The following is a 20,105-nucleotide window of genomic DNA, read 5'->3' as shown; positions in this document are numbered from 1 at the left end:
TGCTTTTTTGCTTTTTGTCGTCCTGCTACTTCTGATTACCTCCTTGCACATTCGTAACGTCAATATTTGAGACGTTACTATGATTTCACAATTTCTTACCAAATCCTGGGCACTTGAGCCCCGTTACCACGAGCGTATCGCCGGGATCGTAATCGCGTCGGCCGGCAAAGGAACGCTGGGCATTTCGATCAACAAGGAAGGCCGCAAAACACCTTACTTCCAAGGAGTGCAGGCCGTGGGCGATGGCCGTGGTTACCAATACACACCCCGCATGCAGACTAAATCAGGATTTGTGGCCATCATACCCATCATCGGATCGATGAGCCGTTACGGTGACTGGTGCTCCTATGGTACCGAAGACATCGGCGCCTGGATCATGGAAGCCAATGCAGATCCTAACGTATGCGGCATCGTGCTGGAGATCAACAGCCCGGGCGGTGAAGTCGATGGAACCGAGCTGCTCGGTGATATCGTGGCACAAAGCCCAAAGCCGGTTGTGGCTTATGTGGCCGGGATGGCTGCGAGCGCTGCATACTGGGTCGCAAGTCAGTGCAGTGAGATCATTATGGAAAGCGAAACATCGAGTGAAGTCGGCTCGATCGGAGTGCTTTCGATGCACGTCGACGCAAGTCTGGCCTACGAAAAGGAAGGCTACAAAGTGACCATTATCCGCTCCGAAGGCAGCGAAAACAAAGCCCTCTTTAACAGCATCGAGCCGCTTTCGGAAGAGATGATTGGGAAGGTTCAATCCGAAATGAAGCCGATCCGCGACGCCTTTGTGGGCAAAGTCAAAGCCGGCCGGCCGCAGATCACTGCCGACGTCTATGACGGCGCGATGTTCAACGGAAAAGCTGCAGTAAAAAACAAGATGGCCGACCGCATCGGATACCTGGGAGACGCTGTCCGCCGGGTCGAAGCATTATCACGTAAATCAGCTTAATCACCAATAACCATGAATTTTAATCGAATTTCTCTAAGCCAGTTTTTCAAAAAACAGATATCGCTGGCCACCGATGCCGACATCGACCCGGCCGGTGGCCAGCAGACGGATCCAAAAGACGAACCGGCAGATCCGGACAGCGCGATTCCGGAGCCTGAACCGGAGCCCGAGCCCGAGCCACAAAGTACTGAGACCACTGATCCGGCTCCAGAGCCACAGCCCGAAACAACCACCCAGGCTAATCAGGCCGCGCTCGACGCCATCACCAAAGAGCTGAATTTATTCGGGTCCACCCCTGAGCTCCGCGCAGCTTTCCGAACCGAGGCCCAGCGAAACAAAGGCTTTGTGGAAGCGCTTAAAAATGTGGGCATTGTCTCCGAAGACGATACGACCACAAACTCAGAAACGGCCTCTGGCCGTAGAAGTTATGAGTCGGCGCCCTGGAATAAAAAGGCGATCGAAAAGCGCTCGAAATAGGCTCCTCAATTCAAGTATTTATTAACTATTTTTCTATTAGCCAATGGCAGATTCACTCAATTTAAGTCAGTTCGCTGAAACCAGCACTGACTTTGCCCGCGACAACAAAGAGCACCTTTACACGCAGCTCATGGCGCCGGGTTTAAACGGGATTGAAGGCTCCCCTATTCGCCCTCTAAGCGAATTTGTGACCGAGATTCCAAGTAAGGACGAAATCGTTCTTACGGAGCTTAACATCGGGGATCCGCTTCAACCCGACAAGCGCGAAGGCTTCACCAAAAAGGATGATGTGGTATCAATTAAGCCACGTATCGGTAAAGTCCAGGCTGTAAAAATCAATTTGCTTTTCACGGAAAAGCAGCTGGCTTTGCTTAACAAAACCTACCAGGCACAGATCAAAGGCCCGAACTCGAAAATGATTCTGGACCGTTTCCCGGTTTTTGAGGCCCAGATCAATGATCAGATTATCGAAAAAGCAAAGTCCCTTCTACGTAACACGTCTCTTTGGAACGGGGTTAGAAACGAAAATGACAAATCGGCAGCGGGTATTTTTGACGGTCTTAAAAAGCTGATCGATGACATGACTATTTCTGGTGAGATCCCGGCCGGTAACTTTACTGAGATTAACCCGATCACAGCGTCAAACGCGGTCACAGAATTTAAAAAGATCATGGCCAGCCTTCCTAGCGAGGTGATTTATGATCCAAATGTGATCTGTTTGGTTTCACCATCTTTGATGCAGGCCTATGACACCCACTACCAGACTTCGCGCGGAGCGATTCCATACAATTTGGCATTCAACCAGCGTACCGTTGAAGGCACTATGATTCCATTCTACGTTGAGCCGGGTTTGACCGATATCGAGACACCAATCTTTATCCGGAAGGGTAACATCGTTTGGCAGTATGACGATGATTTCAGCTCCCTGGATCTGAGCTTCGACTACAACAAGCGCTCCGAGGATCTTGCCTATATCCTCAAATTCCAACTGGCGCCAAACATCGCCTTTGGAAAAGAAGTGTGGCAGGGAACAGTCGGGTAAAGTCCCACTTTTAATTTTTTAGGCCAGGTCTAACCCCCTGGCCTTTCCAGAAAAACCATTTTAATTTTTCTATTTCAGCATGAAAAAGTTCTTAGAAATCCTTTCGGCCGTTGCGGTTTTTACCCTGGCCGTCATTATTCCCACCGAGCTGGGTAATTTGTTTTGCCCGGCGGCTGCCACTGTTGCCCTGGGCACTGTTCTTAATTTCGCCACGATCGACGCGCAGTGTTTTCAGGCGCCCAACCCGGGCGGGCTTCGCCGTCTGCTGGTGATGATCTCCCGTAATTTTAAGTCGCCGTGGCCTCGCGCCAAAAGCCAGGACGGCACAGATCTGGGAACACTTGACGAAGACAACGTGATCACAGAGGCCCCTGAATTTGACGCCGGCATTAAGTTTGCCGAGATCTACTTTCCGGACGGAACAGCTGAGATCAACTCCGACGGCGGCGGTGATCCGGGATATCAATCCTACAAACATTCTATCGAAGTGGCGCTAGCCGGTTTCTCCAAAGAGGTACGCCGTGAAGTGAGAAAACACCTGAATGCAGGATCTGTATTTTTGGCCGAAATGAAAGACGGTCAGTACCTGGTCTGTGGAACAAGCGATGATCCAATCTTTATCAAACCATCCTTCAAAGGTGGCAAGAAAGGAAACGATAAGCGCGGCTATACCCTCAAAGGCGAGGTCGACGGGATTCCGTTTGATCTGCCGGTAATGACAGCGGCCATGGTCGCTACACTTCCGGTGGCCCCTCTGGTAGCGCCGGTTGAAGGCGGCGGTGGTGCTTAACAGCTTATAAACCCTTGCCCTTTATGCTCACTAAATACAGATTAATCAATATTCCACAAGGCGGAGTACTTCACATCTTACCAGGCAGGCGCCGGGTAGTGATCTGTGATCAAATGAGCGACGCCCAGGCTGATGAGCTTATCGGCCTGGGCGTCTGCAAATACTTCGCCTCTTTGACCAATCAGCCCAATGGCCAAGAACAAAACAATAGCGCTGGTAGATCCGGCAGCGACCCAGATTGCAGCTCAAAAGCCAGCTCAGCAGCTGGACCAGACAGCTCAGCAGCTCAGCTCGAGCACTCAGGAGCAGACAGCTCAAACAGCTCAGCAGCTAGCTCAAAAAGCTCAGCAGCTACCACAAAGCGAGCCCGAGCCACAAAAAAGCGAACCGAGGGAGCTTAGTTTTGAGCAGCGCGTTATCCTGAAAGCTAAAATGCGAAATGCCGTCAGGGCAGCCGTTAAATTCCAGGATGCACTCATTTCAATTGTTAACCCGGTCGAAAAGGACCCGAATCCCGACCGGGCATAACCACTTTAAAACCCCGTTATTCTAGCGGGGTTTTATTTTTCCCAAAACCTCACAGGCCATGTCACTAAACAGTGAAGACCCACTTTTAAGAATCCCGTCATTGCCCCGGCAGCTGCAGGGAGCCGGCATAGACAGCTCAGTTCTGCTCGAAGTAATCGAGTTTCATATTAACGATGCTTTTGCGGTGCTGAAAAGCGACTTTGACCAGTTCGAGGATCCGATCAGTTATCTGCAAATTGTTGACTATCTGGATGTGTTGACCCGGACGCAGCAGTATTTACGTCCTAACAGAGCGTAAAGGGCTTTTTTATGTTTGTTTCAAACACGCAGACAAATGAATGCCACTGAGCTCCACGAGCAAAAAATAAAAGCTAAAGCCCTTCTCAGGCGCGCTGAGCAGGATCACAAAAAAGGCATGGTGACGGGTCTTTACCTGGCCGAAACCCGTAAACACTACCAGGCTATTTTTGATTATAATCCGGACGCGGATTCAAAACAGCCGGAAGACAGCCATCCCGAGCCCATAGAACAAGGAAAGCAGGTCGATCCTAACTCTTTACCGTTCGAAGTTATTGAGGCCATTGAGAAGCTAAAAACACAGCAAAACCAGATCCATGCCGAGAAAACAAAACTTTGCAATGAGCTCACATCGGTCCCCGATGAAGTTAACTGTAAAGGCCTGGTCGACCAGATCCTGCAGCTGCGTGCACAATGGAAAAACAAAGCCGACGAAGTTTTTGCCATTTTGAGCACCGGCCGGCTCCCTCAGGCTGAGCCTGATTTTAATGGCGAGACTTTCAGACAAACCCTCCCGCAGGACGCCGAGAAATTGCGGCTCCGGATCCAAAACCTGCAGAGTAATATCCGTAAAGCCGAAAAGCGCGTTGCACAGTCTAAAACGCCTGTTTCACAAAGGCAGAACCAGGATAAGATCGTTCGCTGGAAAATGGAGATTGAACAGATGCGGCTTCAGTTGTCTGCGATTTAACAACAACCACATCTACTATTTTTTTAAATGTTACTTAACAAAATTTACCACCAGGACAACCTGGAAGGCATGGCCGCCCTGGCGGATCACTCTATCGATTGTATTCTTACCGATCCACCGTATCTGTATCTCAAAGGGCAAAAACTCGAACGTCAATTCGACGAAAAACTGTTTTTTACCCAGTGTAAACGGGTGCTCAAGAAAGACGGCATAATCGTTCTCTTTGGCCGTGGGACCTCCTTTTACCGTTGGAACACGATACTGGCAGATCTTAAATTCAAATTCAAAGAGGAGATTATCTGGGATAAAGGGCAATCCACCAGCCCGCTGCTGCCGCTTGGACGTGTACACGAGACCGTATCGATCCACAGCCTGGGTAAAGGGAAAATTAATAAAGTCAAAGTGCCTTATGTCGAGATGAAACAAGGGGATATCCCCTCGATCGTAAAGGATATCAACGGACTGAAAGCCATCTTTAAAAACCCGAAATCTCTGGAAGATGCGCTCCGGTATGTAGAGACTGGGAAGATCGCCCTGGAAGGAGATCACAAAAGCAAATTTCATGTTTCTACCGGCCCAACTATGAAGGATACTAACCGGGTTGCCTGCATGATATCATCTATGGATAACGGTATGAATGAGAAAACCATTATTCGCCAGACGCGTGATCATTTGACGGCCATTCATCCGACCCAGAAGCCGGTCCGGCTGTTGGAAAGATTGCTGGCCATAACCAGCGAACCTGGTAACGTGATCTTAGATCCGTTCTCCGGATCCGGTTCGACGGCGGTCGCATGTCTTAATTCCGGTCGGCGTTTCATTGGTTATGAAATTGACCAGGAGTATTACGATTTGAGTCAGAAGCGAATTGAGCTTGCAATGGCAGGATAAGCTATTTAACTGTAAGTCAAATCTCAACGGTCGGTTCCGAAAAATTGGTCAACCGACCGTTGGAAAGCTCAGGTACGTAGAGGTTCCAAAAGCTCGATTCGCTTCAATATTATACCTAGAGGTACGCTAATCCTTCGTGGATCCCGTTGCAGGTCTCTAATTACGTCTACGTAATCTCTGTTATTATTAGACTGGTCGAATTTTGACTTTACCATAGGTACCGTTTTTTCGAAGTCCTGCGGGTTAATCAGAAAACTTTGAAAAGAACCTACTTTATAGGTATTGTACATTATCATCAATTCGGCCTCTACATACAGCAACTCATGAATAAGGTTGACGTTCTTTTTTCCGGTTGTGAAAACTCTTAACAATTCATTACTAAGATCTTCTAACGAAAGTCGCCTACTTTCTATCCTTCTATATAATTCTGTTTCACTAGAACGGAGGTATATCAAAAACAGAAAAAGGTCTGCGAATAAATAGTTAGTATATGTAAACGTTTTTAGAGCCAAACGAGCATGGGCAAATATTTTCTCTTGCTGTCTTAATGTCAGTTGTTTCAACTCAAATAATGCGTCAGAAAGCTTAAGAAAACTCTCTCTGTCAGCCGCAGCGATTCTTTCGTTCTCATTTCCTTTGTTGTTGAAAAAGTCGTCAAAGGCAAAGTAGTCGAATAGGTATCTAGTAAATTGTGAGGGTTCCGGTGCAGGTATGGAATACTCGATATCAATAAATCGTCTAAGATACTCATCCGCGTTTAGTTGCTCACTCCCGTAGACCCCTCTAACCGCATGTCCTAACTGGATCTTATCGATTGCAAGCACAAAAACTATGCCTTTAACTGCGAAAAAATGCTTAACCTGTTCCAAAACTTCCACAGAATAATTTGGTCTGCACCTGTCCAGCTCATCGATAATGAAAACAACTGGTTTTCCATCTCCTGCCACTTCAACATACTCTTTCAAATCATCTCTGAACTCCGTCAGGCTTTTCTTACGTTTTGAATATTGATCGATCTCCTCCTTAAGGATCTCGCCAGCCGCTTCCGCGGAATCCGCTATCACATTCTGAATCAGATCAATGTCAACATATTTCTTGGCAACTGCCTTCGCAATTGTCGGCAAAACATGTTTTGTAATTACTGCCCCTTTTTCCAAAAGTGATTGGAAGGTCTTTTCGTTATCCCCTGTCTTGAGGGTTTTCAATTCCGACATGATTGCAACCATTGGATTACTTTCATAATCATTTTCCCAAGCATTGAAATACAATGTCGTAAAATCATTGTTTATCAAGTGCTGTTTCCACATTTTGACAAATGTGGTTTTACCCGTACCCCATTCATTGTTAATCGCAAGCACGAGGCCACTAGAATGCACCCCGACGATATTTGTCAAAATCTCCGCATATTTCTCTCGACCTAATTTACATGTCAAAAATGGTTTAGCGTCGCTGATTTCCAAATCATCATGTTTTATTGCCATACTCTCCTTTTTAGTTGTTAATGAATGATTTTATTAATCGGTTATCAGAAAATTCCTTTCTAGGCCAGCAAAGTCTTTTCGGTAGACTTTCATAGGACGAATTATTAATAAGGCGTATTTTCTATATAGAAATAAGCCGGCACTCGTAACTTTCCATTGTATACGTCGGTAACTTCTGATTAGCAGCTTTCAACCTCGCCAGGAATTCATTACAGTTTTCGACACTCATTTTCCCCGTTTTCAGGGCCTCGCACAAATAATCCATAGTTGTCAGGTAATTTATTTTGTGCATTTCGCAATAGTTTTTTATATCTTTTAAGTTACTACTTGCCAATATATTATCGGTGTATCTTACATACGCTAAACAAGCACTCTCTCCCTCTCCCTTAAACATAACCTTCTTGAGATGCTGATATTCCTTAACAATTGATAAATTGTCCTCCGGAAAATCAATCATTTCAATCAAGCCAAAATCAATCAGATTATCAACCTCCTTCTTTTTGTTCTTGAATCGATTCAGCTCGGCTAGTACTTTGTTTAAAATCACAAGCTTGTGCTTAAAAATTCTGGGTAGCAGATGGATATATCCCCCTACGATGAAATGTGAAACAACGTCTGCATCAATTAAAATAAGCTTACTGGCCTTGTTCATCGGGGATCAGTTCAATCGTATCGAAATCAACTCCTATAGCCCCCATGAGAGAATAAAAATGGCTTTCAGAAATTATTTCTTTTTCATAAAGTTCATTGGCTAAGCTTCCATAGTCACCCACAACCGAATCACTTTTACTGGCTTCGTACAAATAAGGGGAGTAACCGTGTATAAGGGCACTAGCTTTAACAGAATGCTTGTAGTCTTCCATCAATCCGTCGGAAATAAGCTTCATTTCCTTCAATCGAATCAATAAAAATCTACGTGAACATGAAAAAATATTTTCAATTTTCAAGATCGTGTTCAGGGTCACATGTCCCTTTGCTAGCTCGTCGTCGGGTACATATTCACGCACAGCGGCCGTCGGAAGAAGGAAATAGCTAGCAAAGGTATCTGCGTTATATTCCTCTGGGTTTTTTCGATTAAACTCTCCTACCGTGCAAACCATGCTTTGAAAATCCGTTTGAACGAATAAATGATAAAGCTCATGGCAAATTGTGAAGCTTTGATGCCCCAAACTCATATCAGAATTGACCATCATAAAACGGTGGGTTTCACCGTCTTGTTCGAGCCTAAGTGCCATTCCAGAAAACTTATCTGATAGAGGGCGAAAAAGAGCAAGAACGCCCGCAGAGCGCAATAATGGTTTCAGGTCAATGGGTTGGGTATTGTTGAAACCAAATTGTGTGCGTAACGCGTATGCTTTTTTTTCGAGGATATTACTGGTCAGTCTCTTCTCCATCTTTCAATACCCTTTTCATATTAAGATAATTCCGAATCACTGTACGGAAACTTGCTATTTGATCAAGATCATCCTTATTTAACTCATGCGCCCGGAATGCAAACGCTACATTACTTTGTTGCTGCGCGGAATTCTCTTCATAAAAATCGTAGCTATCAATCCCGAATAGATTCGCAGCTTTATTGATAATATCAGTTGGGATAACCCTTTTCCCGTTTTCATAGTTACTAACGGAAGCATGGGTGATGTCCAGATAGTTTGCTAAATCCGCCTGACTTAAACCTAAACGCTCTCTAAATTGGCGTAGGTTATTGCCAATAATGTCATTTACAGTTGTCATGTAAGATCTTTTTTGTTACAAAACTATGAACTAAAGGACTAATTGCATAATTTTTTAACACCTATTTTGGATCCGAGAGGCTTGTCAGCTACTCATTTGAACCATTTTATAATGTTTTGAGCCAAAATTCATCGTTACAGGATGTAAAGGTGATTCCAAAGAAAACAAACATGAAGAGCATATAATCTTCCGGTAGAATATTGCCGTAATGTTAGAGAAGGGAAAAGCTGAAGCGCCCTTAAAAAAAGAAAACCACGCCTTGCAAACGTGGTTTCTTCGATTAACAAGATTTCTCCTATTAATTCTAAGCACCACAAATCTAGGTAAAAAAGTCAAAAAATTCAGGCTTCATATTCTTCTACCTGTGATTATTGTTCCCGTCCTGTCAAAGCCCATAGTCCCGCTGCAGCTTGCATCGTGACTTAACTTTTTTTACGCCATGGCAAAAAAAACGATGGGGCTTAAGCGTGTCTCTAAAAAGATTGGCGTGGATCCTGATAAAATGGATGCATACCTGCTTTTTTTAAACGACGAGCTGCTATTTGAACCCGATTTCGATCTACCTAACTCCCCCTACATGACCGCCGAGCAGCGGGATATGTATCAAAAATATTCCTTTGCTTTCGCCCAGGCATCGATGGGCCGGCCTGATTCGATGATCATCTCAGCCATCGAAAAACAGTTCGCTTTGAAAGAAGGAATGGCCCGTATTATTCTTCGGGAAGCTTATTACCTCTTTGGTGATGGTGATGCCGTTTCCAAAAAAGGTAAGACAAAAGCGGCAATTCTTTATCTGGAAATGCTCTCCAATCTGGCAAGGGCCGAGCGTGATTACAAGACGGCGAAAGAGTGCTGGGTGGAAGCCAAAAAGCTCGAAGGGCTCTATGACCAGGAAGGCGCCGGCTGGAATCCTGCTGATTTTAGGACCGCTCCACAGATGGTGATTCTTACCGGTGATGCCAATGTTTTAAAACAGCAACAGCGCGAAGACGATGAGTAGCCCGGATCAAATCAAAGTCTGGGCCAATGACAAACAGCGCAAGTTTCTGCGTTCCCGGGCAAAGCGGAAAACCTTTCATGGTGGACGCGGATCCGGAAAGACCCGGACGCTGGCCACCGATATTTATCAATGCTTTTGGGAGCTTCCCAAAGGCAAGCTGGTACTTGCCGGTGAGACCTATGTACAGCTCGACGCGGTCGTGATACCTGGTATCAAAGCCGGCCTTGAAACCTTCGGATTTAAAGAGTACAACAAAGACACACCTGAGGGTGTATACGTGCTCGGCAGCAAGGCTCCCACTCACTGGGAGGATCCCTGGGAAAAGGTCGGGAAAAGAGCCATCGCCTACACGATGCAGTTTATCAACGGCTTTAGTATTCACTTTGCCAGCGAAGACAATTCCCAGACGCACCGGGGTATCAACTCCGACGCGGTCCGCGCTGATGAATCCGCCCAGATCTCCGAGGAATTCATGGGTGAGATCATTGTGCCTACCATGAGAGCGAACAAATTCCGGAAAATTGCTCAGTCAGTGAAATGGAAATCTTTCTACGATTTCTCATCTGCGGCCTGGACTGAGCGCGGTCAATGGATTTATAAGACAGAGGAAGCGTACCTTAAAATGATGGATCAACGCTCTAAAATGAGCGGATCAGAAAAGGAAAGAATCCCGCCGAGCCATCTTTTTATGGAATCCACATACCGGGACAATGCTACGGTCCTTCCGGACGATTTCGCAGACGGGCTCAGGGAGCTGCTCACTGATCTGCAGTATTCTGTCGAAGTGGATAACGTCCGGATCTCAAAGCTGCCTAATTGTTACTACTATGCATTCAATACCCAGGTGCATACCTATACGCCTGCTTATAGCTATGAGCATGATGATAAAACGGGATTAGTACTCTATAAATCCAACGATTACCAGGAAGATAAAGACCTTGAAATATCCCTGGATTTTAACGCGGATATCTGTTGGACGGTCACTGTTCAGGAAGTGGGTATGCAATGCAGGATCCTTCACTCTCACTTTGAAAAGAGCTCAGTATTAGAGCCTGATAAGAACCTGATCAAAGCATCGGCCCAGGCGTGGAGTGACCGCTATCATAGTCATAAGCGTAAGGCGGTCCACGTGTGGGGTGATCTCTCAGGAAAGAACCGCTCGGCCTCAAATGATGGTGATAATAAACCCTTTTTTGAAACCTATGTGAAGGTGCTGGAAGAGAACGGCTGGAAGGTCGTGCGCAAGTACCTGGAAGCGGGAGGCCGTAACCCAAAGCATAAGCACAAATACAATCTGATCAACCTGCTCTATGAGCAGCAGTCTACCCGCACCCCCCGGATCCTGATCAATAAAGACAACAACAAGGTGCTCATCCTGGCTAAGCAGGCTACCCCAGTGAAGGCTGACGGCTCATACCGCAAGGACAAGTCAAGTGAGAGCAAAGCCAAGAATAGGGAGTACGCAACCGACGGTACGGATGCACTCGACTACATCCTATGGGGCAAGTACAAGCGCTTCATCGTAAACCAAATGTCACAAAGAAATACGATTGTCACATTCTGAAAAAGGCACTGGGCTTTGGGGAAATCCGGGGACTATATTCCTGAAAAAAAATCCGGCAAGGGCCGCCCTCGTCAAAGGGCGGGTTACCCTGGAGCGTGAGAATCACCTTTATTTTTCCAGTTTTTGAATTAAAACATTAATAATGAAGCCATTGAAAAAAATATGATTAAAAAACACTATCAAAACCCACTAAAATATGTCCTGTTACCCGCCAAAACGGACCATTATTCTTGCAAAACGGAAATTTTTTGTGCCCAATTGGAAATTTTGAACCCATGAAGAAGACAATCCCACTGCTCGGCCAAGGCGGAGTTCTGGCCCAGATCAACAAGCCCGGAGCGGTGTTTTCGATCAAAGCCAGAAAAGTTGGCGGTGATATCACTGTGAAGACCGGCTGCGTCGCGATCCGCTCAGCTAACGTGCTCAATGAGCATAAAATTTATAACCGGTCAGGCCTTCTCAAACTGTTCCAGCCCGCGAGTTCGCACAAGTTCGAAATCTATATTGATCTCATTAAGGAATTCAACGGTATGACCGTATTTCATAACTACTAGCCATGGTAACCAAACTCAATCATAATCTTTTCCTGCTCCGCGATGAGCCCTCCAAATCGGCTGCTTATGTCGAAGTTACTCCCCGCTGGAAAGACGAAGCCAACTCGACTACCAGCCCGGCCGGCGCTAGCACCGACAAAAAGGATTTTGTCCGCTGGGGCAAAAACAATGATCAGCCCAATTTGATGCACCAGCTCGCAACGGATAACGATGTGAAGTGGGAGCTGATGAACACGCGCCGGGACTTTATTGTCGGCAAAGGAATGGGCTTTGGATACATTAAAAAAGACGGGCTGACCGATATCAAAGAACCGCTGCCAACCACCCACAAAAACTACGGCGAAATTGCTGAGCACATCTGGGAAATGAACCTGAGCGGCTACTGGATCGATGCGGCGATGCAGGCCTGTTACTCGGGAAACGTATTCAGCCGGATCACGCTCGACTCATCCGGCCGCTCTTTGCCGCTGGGCCTGGAAGATTGTTTTGATATCCGCTACCGGGCCACTCAGAGCGGTGAGCGCTTTCCCCGGGCCTTTCTTTTGAATCCGCTTTTTGGAAAGCGGGGATTTAAAAAGGATGAATCCGCTCCAATACCGGTTTTCAATCCTTCTGCGCCGGCGTCTTTCCCGGTCAGCGTTTATCACGGAAAGCACCGGCAACCAGGTCAGCCCTTTTATGCCTTTGCCGCCTGGTGGGGAACCAAGAGCTGGACCGAAGTCGCTAACAAGATCCCGCATTATCACCTCTCCGGACTCACGAACGGATATAACATCAAATACCTGATCCGGATGCCGGATGATTACTTTGATAAAGAAGGGCTGGAAACCGACGAACAGCGCGATGCCTATCAAAAACAGGTTTTGGAAAGCATGAAAAACAGTTTGGCCGGCCAGTCCGACCGGGCGATCGTGACTTTCTACAAACACGATCTGACGGAAATGAAAGCCCTCCCAGGCGTGGAGATCATTCCGCTGAAAAACGAAATGACCGACGATGCCTATGTGAAGCTTTACAATACCGCGAAAGCTGCTCAGGCTTCCGGACACGGGATCATGGCCTCACTGGCCGGCGTGGATACTGGTAACGGGCTGGGCAGCTCCGGAAAAGAGATCGAGGTCACAGCCCGGTTTCAACAGGGCTTCCGCACCAGCTCCGACCGCCAGCTGCTACTGCGTCCGATGATGATCCAGCAGCAGATCAACAGCTGGGACCGGGAAATTAAATTCTGGTTTGAGGATATCGAGGTTTATACACCGGATGTCACACCCAAAAAGGCAGGTATTAATTCAAACGACAACTCTCAAACAGGTTCCTAAGATGCTGATCAACACCAACGAAACACTGAAATCAATCCTGGGCGGGATACAAAAGGAAATGAACTGGAAAACGTGGGGCCCGTTCGTGCGCGATGCCGAAAACACCTACATCATCCAGGCCATCGGCCAGGACTTTTATGACGAGCTCAGCGCCCTGGTTGATCCGGCCACGGATGTCGTCTCCGGAACCGACGCGCAAAAGGCTTTGATTTCGAAGATCCGGAACACCATCGGCCATTATACCGAACTGGAATCTGTTCTTTCGATGATGCTCATTAAAGGTGATGCCGGTATTGTGGTCGCTTCGTCACCTAACACTCAGGCTCCCGGGAAATGGGCAATCGTGGGTAAGATGGCCGAATCCCGCGATAAAGCAGACCGGCATATGGAGGCTACATTGCAGTATCTGGAAACAAACAAAGAAGCCTTTTCAACCTGGACGGCCAGCATCGCCTATACCATGTCGCATAGCTTGTTTTTGTCTTCTGCGACCGAGTATAGTGAGTATTTCCCTGCGATCCGTCAGAGCCGCCGGCTGTATGTGGCCCTGCGTGGTTTTGTCAAAAAATCCGAAACCGATTTTATTCAGCCGCTCATCGGCCAGGCGCAGTTTCAGCACTGGAAAAACAAACTGACTGATAACGCGGCAACCTGGTCAGCGCCGGAGATAGAGGCGCTTTCTCTGCTTCGCACCGCGCTGGCCAATGACGCATTCAAAAGGGGTATCCCCTATCTGAATCTATCCGCCGACTTCCGTCTAATCTCAGAGACAGATGGCGTAAAAAACGAAGATCTTCTATCTGATTCGAAGCTCAATGCCATCCGCTCCGATGCGGATAAAGAAGCTGCCGAATACGCCAACCGTTTAAAGCGCCTGATGGACGCAAAGGCCAGCGCCGAGATTTTCAGTCAGTACTTCAGCTCGGATCTGTTTCGACCTACCCAGCGCAAAACTTACCAGCCGCCCCTTAACTGTGATCCGGCCATTCCCTTCGTACTATGAAAAAAGTCTGGATTAATGATATCGAATATTTGATCCCTCAAAGCTGGGCAGAGTGCTCTTTTGAGCAGGTCACAAACGGTCTGACCATTACCCTATATCTGCAGGCGGCCGATGACAAAAAAGTGATCGCAAACTATTGGGTCGGACTTTTGAAAGTGATGCTGCCAGAGCTGCCGGAAGAGCTTTTTTACCAGCTGACTGGTGAGCAAATTTATCAACTCAAACCCTTCATTTCTTGGGCCGGAAATGAACGGATCAAAGCCAAACCGTTTGAATCCTTTGAGCACGAGGGCGTCAGATACTATCTGCCTTCCGAGAACTTTTCCGACACCAGCTGTATCGAGATGGCACTTTCCAGTATTTACTACCTGGCTTTCACCAGGGCAGAAAACCCCGATAAAGATGCGGTGCTCAAAATCGTGGCCACTTTATGCCGGCCGCAGCGCCCGGATCTGAAATATTTCAGAAGATCAAAAGACTGGAACGGAGATGTACGCGAGGAGTTTAATTCGATCGTTGCCGGCGAGCGCTCTTTTAGTGGTCTGCCTGAGGGCGGGGTGATGGCTGTTTTGCAATATTACGAATTCATGCAGGAGCAGTTCTCACAGCGCTATAAAGACAATTACGGCGAAGATGAAAGCGATGTTCCCACGCTTTTCCCCAACGGTGACGGCATAATTGCGCTACTGGAAGAAGTGGCCGAGACCGGCACACACGGAACATTCAGCGAAGTCTGCTCCACCAACGCTCACACCATATTTATGTACATCCGCCACAAACTGGTTATTAACCGCGCCAGGGCAAAGGCGCAAGACGATGCAGAAAATGATTGAACTTTTAGACCTTCGCACATTTATTGACTATATCCGCACCTGGGCCGAGTCTGATCCGGACCTGAAATATTTCCAGTATGGCGGCATTGAACGCGGGCTGGCTTTCGCCCGTGGCCATGATGATTTTGGATACCCTTTTGCCTGGCTCGAGCAGCCGTCCATTCTTTCCCAGGACAATGAAATGGCCAATACAAATGAAGAGTTTGTGTGCGGTCTCTCTGTTCTGTATCACTACGACGGTAGCGAACATGATCAGTATATTTTGGCTCAATCAGACGCGCTGGCCATCCTTTACCGGCTTCAAAAGAAAATCCGTCACGACGTTAACGATGGTCTGATCCTGGCCACAATCAACGGAATGAAAAAAGAGCCCGTCAGTGATCTATGGATCGACAACCACGCCGGATACCGGCTCGAATTCCGGATGGCTATCAACGCTAATAAACTTCTTTGCTGATGGATTTACCTGCTATTGCCAGTTATATACCGGTCTCTTTGGCTCAAAACCGGCTGCTGGAAAATATCGCGGCCGCTGATGTGATCGACTTTCCAGACCGCACCGATCTGCGCTACCTGATGGACGTTTATATCCAGGAGCATTTCCGCGCGACGGACTATATTCTTTTGACGGATCCGTCCGCTCAGGCGAGCGAATACCCGCCTGAGCAGGTCGGTCAGGCCATGCGCTATGTGGGTGCTTATATCGAGATTCAGGATATTTTAAATTCTTTCCTGCAGCTCACCCAGCCGGCCTTCAATCAAACCGATATCACGCTATGCCCGGATATGATCCGGTCCTATTTCACCGAGAAATCAGTTTTTAACGGTGATACTTTGATCTCATTCCAGGAAAGCGTTTTGGGATATGCCATAAAGGCCGGCATTTCAGAAACGCAGTTCAAAGCCTGGGGAAATCTGATCTTTACTGACAAACTCGGCAAAGCAGGCAAGTTTTTGACCTGGCAGCCTGATGGGAAATCCGTTCTCCCGGATCAGCCCGAATACCTATACTTTTTAAACAACCTTAACCCGTCGCCCGCAAAAATTCAGCTCCGCGCTGAGCTCTTTTTTGAGGGCGGCGGATCCGAGTTTGTTACGGTCCGCAGCCTGAGCACTGTGACACCCATGTCGGTTTACTGTGTTCCGGTAGGTATCCCTGCCATCCCGCAGATATCCGCTCATGAGCGGGTAATTACCCACTACCGGGTATGGCTATCCAATGAGGCGAGCCTGCGGATCTCTGAAACCAGGATGTTCTATGTCGACTCCTCGTTTCAGCCGTACTGCAGATACATTCTTTTCAGTAATTCCCTGGGCGGTTTTGACACGCTCAGGTGTGTCGGCAGCAGCTCGATGAAGGGAAGCTATTATAAAACTTCCTCTCAGCGGTATCCCGCCCTGGACAGTGATCCGTCATTTGCCGAGATCGTGGTCTCAAAAGTGATCGGAGAAAAGGGCCTGGCTATCAATACCGGCTATATGAGCAAGCAGCAAAGGCAATATCTGGAAGAGCTGCTATTTTCCAAAGAGATCATTTTGGTGGATAGCGATTCTCACAAGGCGCTTTACCTTTCCAGTTCTGATTTTATCCAGCACGACGATCAGGAAGACCTGCCAGCGCGTCAGTTCACCTTTTTGTATGCGAACCCGGTAACCAATGCCAGCTTTCTGCCGACCGCTCCACTGGTTCCGACAAGGGAAACAGCCTGGCGTGGGGACCGGCTCAGCTGTGAGCTCGATGAGTCAACCGGCCTTCGCACCGGATATAAGCGATATGAGCTGCTGATAAATTACTACGTCGATGACAACCAGGATGTAACACCCACTTTTGTAAAACCCAATACGCCCGGCACCGAGGGATATATTGAAAAATGGAGCAGTGAGGATTGCGCGGCCGTCACTACCCCATTTTTAAGCGCTGAGATATCAAAGCTTTCAACATTGAAACGTCAAAACTGCAGTGGCGATCTGGCCGGAACGCGCTGGAGTATCATTGTGCCGGCGGCTACTTTTGGAAGCTCCAAAAGCCAGGCAGATGCCGACGCCAAAGCCCTCGCAGCCTGGTCGGCGACAGACACTCAGGAAAACGCCAACCGTTTCGGGGCCTGTGTTAACCCAGCGCCCGCAGTCATTAAGTTATCGGTAACCTACGCACCTTTGACGGTCGCAAGTCTTTTTAAAACCGATGAAATGACTTTGATCGAATACGGGCCAGGCCACCCTCCGGATGGTGAGATTATTCCCAATACTGCCACCGGTGGAATGCAGTCGACTACGCTGGCGCCAGGCTCCTACCGTCTGACACTTAAAAACTCTGTCGCCGAAGCTTCTAATTTCAGATTCCGGATCCCATCGCGCGCGCTGATCAGTCCAACCTTCACCGGAGCGATTAACTGGCCGTTTGTTTTGGTGATTGAACCAGGTGAAACCGAAATCTTAATCCTTTGCGAGAACGTGTAAATCATGGATCAGATCGAATTTGAAGAACTTTCCTATCAGGTGCTCAGTGAGGTTACTGCTGATGTGATCGAGCAGTTTAAACGCGCGATCGTTAACTACGGAATTGAGCTCACCGATGCTTTAAAAGAAGATTTTCAGTATCATATTATCCGCTCGGCCGGCAAAGTGTCGGCCGAGATCGAGTTTCGCGAATATGGTCGTTTCCGGGATATGGCTCAGTTGCGCTATTCAGCTCACCAGCCCCCCACAGAAGCCATGGAATTTTTTGTATCAAAAACCGGGATCAATGCTTTCTCTTACGTTCCCGGATACAAAACATCGGTCCGGCCGCCGACGGTTTCCACAGCTGTGGCTAGGATCGCTGCCGGTATAGCGTTTAATATGAAACGTCAGGTCAATGTAAAGCGTGGATATCGGGGAACCTGGTACAACACCGAAAAGGCTGTTATGATCAACCGGGCAAAGGCCCAGCTGCGCTGGAGGACCTCAGAGCTGATTTATTCACATTTGAAAGGAGTTGGAGAATAAAACCGGCTTTTCTAAATTGAAAAACCGGTTTTCTAAATTTCATTGATGAACAGTCGCAAACTCTAATTAAAAGCGACGACCAATAGAAAGAAATACTTGTGGAAAAAATGAATCTCCTTTTGTATCGAGCTGGACAGCGGTTCCAACCCCTAACAAAATTTTTTGTTTAATTGTATAATTGGCGAATAGGTCAAACGTACCTCCTACGGAGTAAGTTGTTTGAGGGGAATTGTTCTCAACATAGGTTAACGGTACAGGATAATTAGTAAGTATCGGAAATACCGTTGTTTCAGCATCCGGAAGCGAGCTTGACTGGCGCCTCAATACTGTCCCAAGTCTAATTCCACCTGCCCACTGCTTTGATCGAAAAATGTAGTAACTCGCCTTGCCTCCTAGTTGAATCCCCGCAGTCGTGTATCTAGATGATAAGTCGTAAGTCTTACCAGCTTCGTCCGTCAAAATACGTTTTTCCTGAGAATTATTAATAGTCGTAGTGAAATCTAATGACCATGACAATCGCCGTTTGAAAAACTTTTCGTACCCAAAACCGACACGAATACCAGACATATCTCCTGATCCGGCTTTCGAACTACCAACGTTAAATGATAGTACACGAGGACCATAATCCGTTTGAGCTGTCACCGGGTATGATATACAGAAAACAATTATTAATAGTATGCTTTTCATAATTTTCATGAGTACATTTCCCCAAAGGTAACAATATTATTTTCTCTTGAAGTTCATATAACTGATTGGATAAATCGTGGATATCGGATCCGTAAATTGAACCATCGCTTTACCTAAATTGTCATCCCTATCCCCAAGATTAAAAGTATACGTGTAGCCAGGCCCGCCGTTACTTGATGGAATTGCAATACTTGCCGATGACGAGCCACCACCATCCCTTTCAATCCAGTTTTCGATCTCATAGTCTCCAAGGTTTGCCTTGTTCCAATAACCTAAAAAATGATTATAATCATACCATTGATTATCTCTAAAATGCTTCCTCTTAACTTTATCAAACTTTTTATTTGACACTTCAGCCCCTTTCGAGCTAGCAACAACAATATGAAGTTCAAGTTTACCACTAGTCCAATGCTCTACTGCATTTAGATTTGTAATCTGTATAAATCCACCATATTCCGCACCACCGTCTGTTCTCAAATTGCCATTTAATTCAACACCTTCATCATTTCCAATCACCCACACATCATTTTCCCAGGCATAGTCCTCAGTGACATACTGTACCCAGACCCAACCATTACCACTATTTACTCTATACGCATCTTGTTGGTCAATCGGAGGCTCTTGGTTTATTCGCAAATAATTAACATCGTCTGGAACTTGAAACACCCCGAGTGGCTCCTGTAACTCGACCTCAGAAATACGCGCGGCAGATTCTGATTGCCCAATCTTGTCTTCAATTGTTTCAGCCCTTGGGTAGAAAATCAACGGCTCCCTATTGTCAGCTAGCGGTTTGATAAAATCAACAATCGTTTGCAGTCTCTGCATTGATTCTTTATATCCATCAATCTCGTTATATGAGTTGATAATATCCTGGATGAATACGTTGTAATCGCCATGCTTTTGTTTTAAGCACTCCTTTAAAATAAATTTTCGAAAATCATCTTTTTTAGCCAATGTTAGAATTTCGATCATAGCTCTTTCTTGGAGCGTTCTCAAAGGAGTTTTTTCGGTTATAGGTGGCGTCCAATTATTTTCGATTGGAGCTTGACATTGAGTTAGGAAAACGATTAAAAGGGAAAACACTGCGAAATTTCTAAAACTTTTCCTCATAATGATAAAAAAATTAGTGAAACAATTCTATAAATTAAACCATGGGTTTGACAACAAAAGTCACTATTAGTTTCATTACGATAATGACATTGAGTAAAAAATATACTACAAACTTATTATACGGTAAAATTCACTAGAAATTGATATACGATCCTATCAATCCTCAAGACCCCGTC

23 protein-coding genes are annotated in these 20,105 nt (G+C 46.7%); 17 read left to right on the top strand and 6 right to left on the bottom strand.

What is annotated here, in order from left to right; translation table 11 throughout:
* The first annotated feature begins 79 nt into the window (after nucleotides 1–79).
* From AC1XUD_RS14405 to AC1XUD_RS14370, 8 genes are all read left to right on the top strand, one after another.
* Nucleotides 80–940: a S49 family peptidase gene (locus tag AC1XUD_RS14405; protein ID WP_483361718.1), complete on the top strand. Its 861-nt coding sequence runs from the start codon at nucleotides 80–82 to the stop codon at nucleotides 938–940.
* Nucleotides 941–952: 12 nt separating this feature from the next.
* Nucleotides 953–1,417 carry a hypothetical protein gene (locus AC1XUD_RS14400; RefSeq protein ID WP_483361717.1) on the top strand — a complete coding sequence of 155 codons (465 nt, stop codon included), beginning with the start codon at nucleotides 953–955 and terminating at the stop codon, nucleotides 1,415–1,417.
* A gap of 43 nt (nucleotides 1,418–1,460) precedes the next feature.
* Nucleotides 1,461–2,459 carry a hypothetical protein gene (locus AC1XUD_RS14395; RefSeq protein WP_483361716.1) on the top strand — a complete coding sequence of 333 codons (999 nt, stop codon included), beginning with the start codon at nucleotides 1,461–1,463 and terminating at the stop codon, nucleotides 2,457–2,459.
* A gap of 79 nt (nucleotides 2,460–2,538) precedes the next feature.
* A complete protein-coding gene (locus AC1XUD_RS14390) occupies nucleotides 2,539–3,249 on the top strand; it encodes a hypothetical protein (protein WP_483361715.1) in 711 nt (236 codons plus the stop codon).
* Nucleotides 3,250–3,438: 189 nt separating this feature from the next.
* Complete coding sequence (locus AC1XUD_RS14385; protein WP_483361714.1) at nucleotides 3,439–3,777, top strand: hypothetical protein; 339 nt, start codon at nucleotides 3,439–3,441, stop codon at nucleotides 3,775–3,777.
* Nucleotides 3,778–3,835: 58 nt separating this feature from the next.
* The gene (locus AC1XUD_RS14380) at nucleotides 3,836–4,075 is read left to right on the top strand and encodes a hypothetical protein (RefSeq protein ID WP_483361713.1); all 240 of its coding nucleotides are present in this window, start codon (nucleotides 3,836–3,838) and stop codon (nucleotides 4,073–4,075) included.
* Between the two features lie 36 nt (nucleotides 4,076–4,111).
* A complete protein-coding gene (locus AC1XUD_RS14375; RefSeq protein WP_483361712.1) occupies nucleotides 4,112–4,765 on the top strand; it encodes a hypothetical protein in 654 nt (217 codons plus the stop codon).
* A 27-nt stretch (nucleotides 4,766–4,792) separates the two neighbouring features.
* Nucleotides 4,793–5,656, top strand: a complete 864-nt coding sequence (locus AC1XUD_RS14370) for a DNA-methyltransferase (RefSeq protein WP_483361711.1) — start codon at nucleotides 4,793–4,795, stop codon at nucleotides 5,654–5,656.
* Nucleotides 5,657–5,724: 68 nt separating this feature from the next.
* On the opposite strand, the gene AC1XUD_RS14365 is transcribed toward AC1XUD_RS14370, so the two are convergent.
* The 4 genes from AC1XUD_RS14365 to AC1XUD_RS14350 all read right to left on the bottom strand — a co-directional run bounded on the left by AC1XUD_RS14365 (nucleotide 5,725) and on the right by AC1XUD_RS14350 (nucleotide 8,871).
* Entirely contained in the window at nucleotides 5,725–7,137 is a 1,413-nt protein-coding gene (locus tag AC1XUD_RS14365; RefSeq protein ID WP_483361710.1) for a KAP family P-loop NTPase fold protein, read from the bottom strand.
* Nucleotides 7,138–7,258: 121 nt separating this feature from the next.
* Entirely contained in the window at nucleotides 7,259–7,789 is a 531-nt protein-coding gene (locus AC1XUD_RS14360; RefSeq protein WP_483361709.1) for a hypothetical protein, read from the bottom strand.
* A complete protein-coding gene (locus AC1XUD_RS14355; protein ID WP_483361708.1) occupies nucleotides 7,773–8,531 on the bottom strand; it encodes an ImmA/IrrE family metallo-endopeptidase in 759 nt (252 codons plus the stop codon). The genes AC1XUD_RS14360 and AC1XUD_RS14355 overlap by 17 nt, the downstream gene beginning before the upstream one ends.
* Nucleotides 8,509–8,871, bottom strand: coding sequence for a helix-turn-helix domain-containing protein (locus tag AC1XUD_RS14350; protein WP_483361707.1), 363 nt, complete (start codon nucleotides 8,869–8,871; stop codon nucleotides 8,509–8,511). Before AC1XUD_RS14350 ends, AC1XUD_RS14355 begins: the two co-directional genes overlap by 23 nt.
* A gap of 439 nt (nucleotides 8,872–9,310) precedes the next feature.
* Here AC1XUD_RS14350 and AC1XUD_RS14345 point away from each other — a divergent pair, with 439 nt between their 5' ends.
* The 9 genes from AC1XUD_RS14345 to AC1XUD_RS14305 all read left to right on the top strand — a co-directional run bounded on the left by AC1XUD_RS14345 (nucleotide 9,311) and on the right by AC1XUD_RS14305 (nucleotide 18,132).
* The gene (locus AC1XUD_RS14345) at nucleotides 9,311–9,871 is read left to right on the top strand and encodes a hypothetical protein (RefSeq protein ID WP_483361706.1); all 561 of its coding nucleotides are present in this window, start codon (nucleotides 9,311–9,313) and stop codon (nucleotides 9,869–9,871) included.
* Nucleotides 9,864–11,435 (top strand): terminase large subunit domain-containing protein, encoded by a 1,572-nt coding sequence (locus AC1XUD_RS14340; protein WP_483361705.1) that lies wholly within the window; start codon nucleotides 9,864–9,866, stop codon nucleotides 11,433–11,435. The genes AC1XUD_RS14345 and AC1XUD_RS14340 overlap by 8 nt, the downstream gene beginning before the upstream one ends.
* 275 nt (nucleotides 11,436–11,710) lie before the next feature.
* Complete coding sequence (locus AC1XUD_RS14335; RefSeq protein WP_483361704.1) at nucleotides 11,711–11,989, top strand: hypothetical protein; 279 nt, start codon at nucleotides 11,711–11,713, stop codon at nucleotides 11,987–11,989.
* Nucleotides 11,990–11,991: 2 nt separating this feature from the next.
* Nucleotides 11,992–13,308: a hypothetical protein gene (locus AC1XUD_RS14330; protein WP_483361703.1), complete on the top strand. Its 1,317-nt coding sequence runs from the start codon at nucleotides 11,992–11,994 to the stop codon at nucleotides 13,306–13,308.
* A 1-nt stretch (nucleotide 13,309) separates the two neighbouring features.
* Nucleotides 13,310–14,311: a DUF6712 family protein gene (locus AC1XUD_RS14325; protein WP_483361702.1), complete on the top strand. Its 1,002-nt coding sequence runs from the start codon at nucleotides 13,310–13,312 to the stop codon at nucleotides 14,309–14,311.
* Entirely contained in the window at nucleotides 14,308–15,144 is an 837-nt protein-coding gene (locus AC1XUD_RS14320; RefSeq protein WP_483361701.1) for a hypothetical protein, read from the top strand. Before AC1XUD_RS14325 ends, AC1XUD_RS14320 begins: the two co-directional genes overlap by 4 nt.
* A complete protein-coding gene (locus AC1XUD_RS14315) occupies nucleotides 15,137–15,601 on the top strand; it encodes a hypothetical protein (RefSeq protein WP_483361700.1) in 465 nt (154 codons plus the stop codon). Before AC1XUD_RS14320 ends, AC1XUD_RS14315 begins: the two co-directional genes overlap by 8 nt.
* On the top strand, nucleotides 15,601–17,604 hold the full coding sequence (locus AC1XUD_RS14310) for a DUF5977 domain-containing protein (protein WP_483361699.1): 2,004 nt from the start codon (nucleotides 15,601–15,603) through the stop codon (nucleotides 17,602–17,604). The genes AC1XUD_RS14315 and AC1XUD_RS14310 overlap by 1 nt, the downstream gene beginning before the upstream one ends.
* Before the next feature lie 3 nt (nucleotides 17,605–17,607).
* Nucleotides 17,608–18,132, top strand: a complete 525-nt coding sequence (locus AC1XUD_RS14305) for a hypothetical protein (protein WP_483361698.1) — start codon at nucleotides 17,608–17,610, stop codon at nucleotides 18,130–18,132.
* A gap of 66 nt (nucleotides 18,133–18,198) precedes the next feature.
* Here the strand turns inward: AC1XUD_RS14305 and AC1XUD_RS14300 are convergent, their stop codons facing one another.
* Together AC1XUD_RS14300 and AC1XUD_RS14295 are read right to left on the bottom strand one after the other, a co-directional pair.
* A complete protein-coding gene (locus AC1XUD_RS14300; RefSeq protein ID WP_483361697.1) occupies nucleotides 18,199–18,819 on the bottom strand; it encodes a hypothetical protein in 621 nt (206 codons plus the stop codon).
* Nucleotides 18,820–18,855: 36 nt separating this feature from the next.
* Entirely contained in the window at nucleotides 18,856–19,791 is a 936-nt protein-coding gene (locus AC1XUD_RS14295) for a hypothetical protein (RefSeq protein ID WP_483361696.1), read from the bottom strand.
* Nucleotides 19,792–20,105: the final 314 nt, after the last annotated feature.

Source organism: Dyadobacter sp. HNCC25DJ184 (assembly GCF_056895215.1).
The sequence above is the reverse complement of the archived record's forward strand: the minus strand, read 5'-3'. Positions and strand labels throughout refer to the sequence as shown.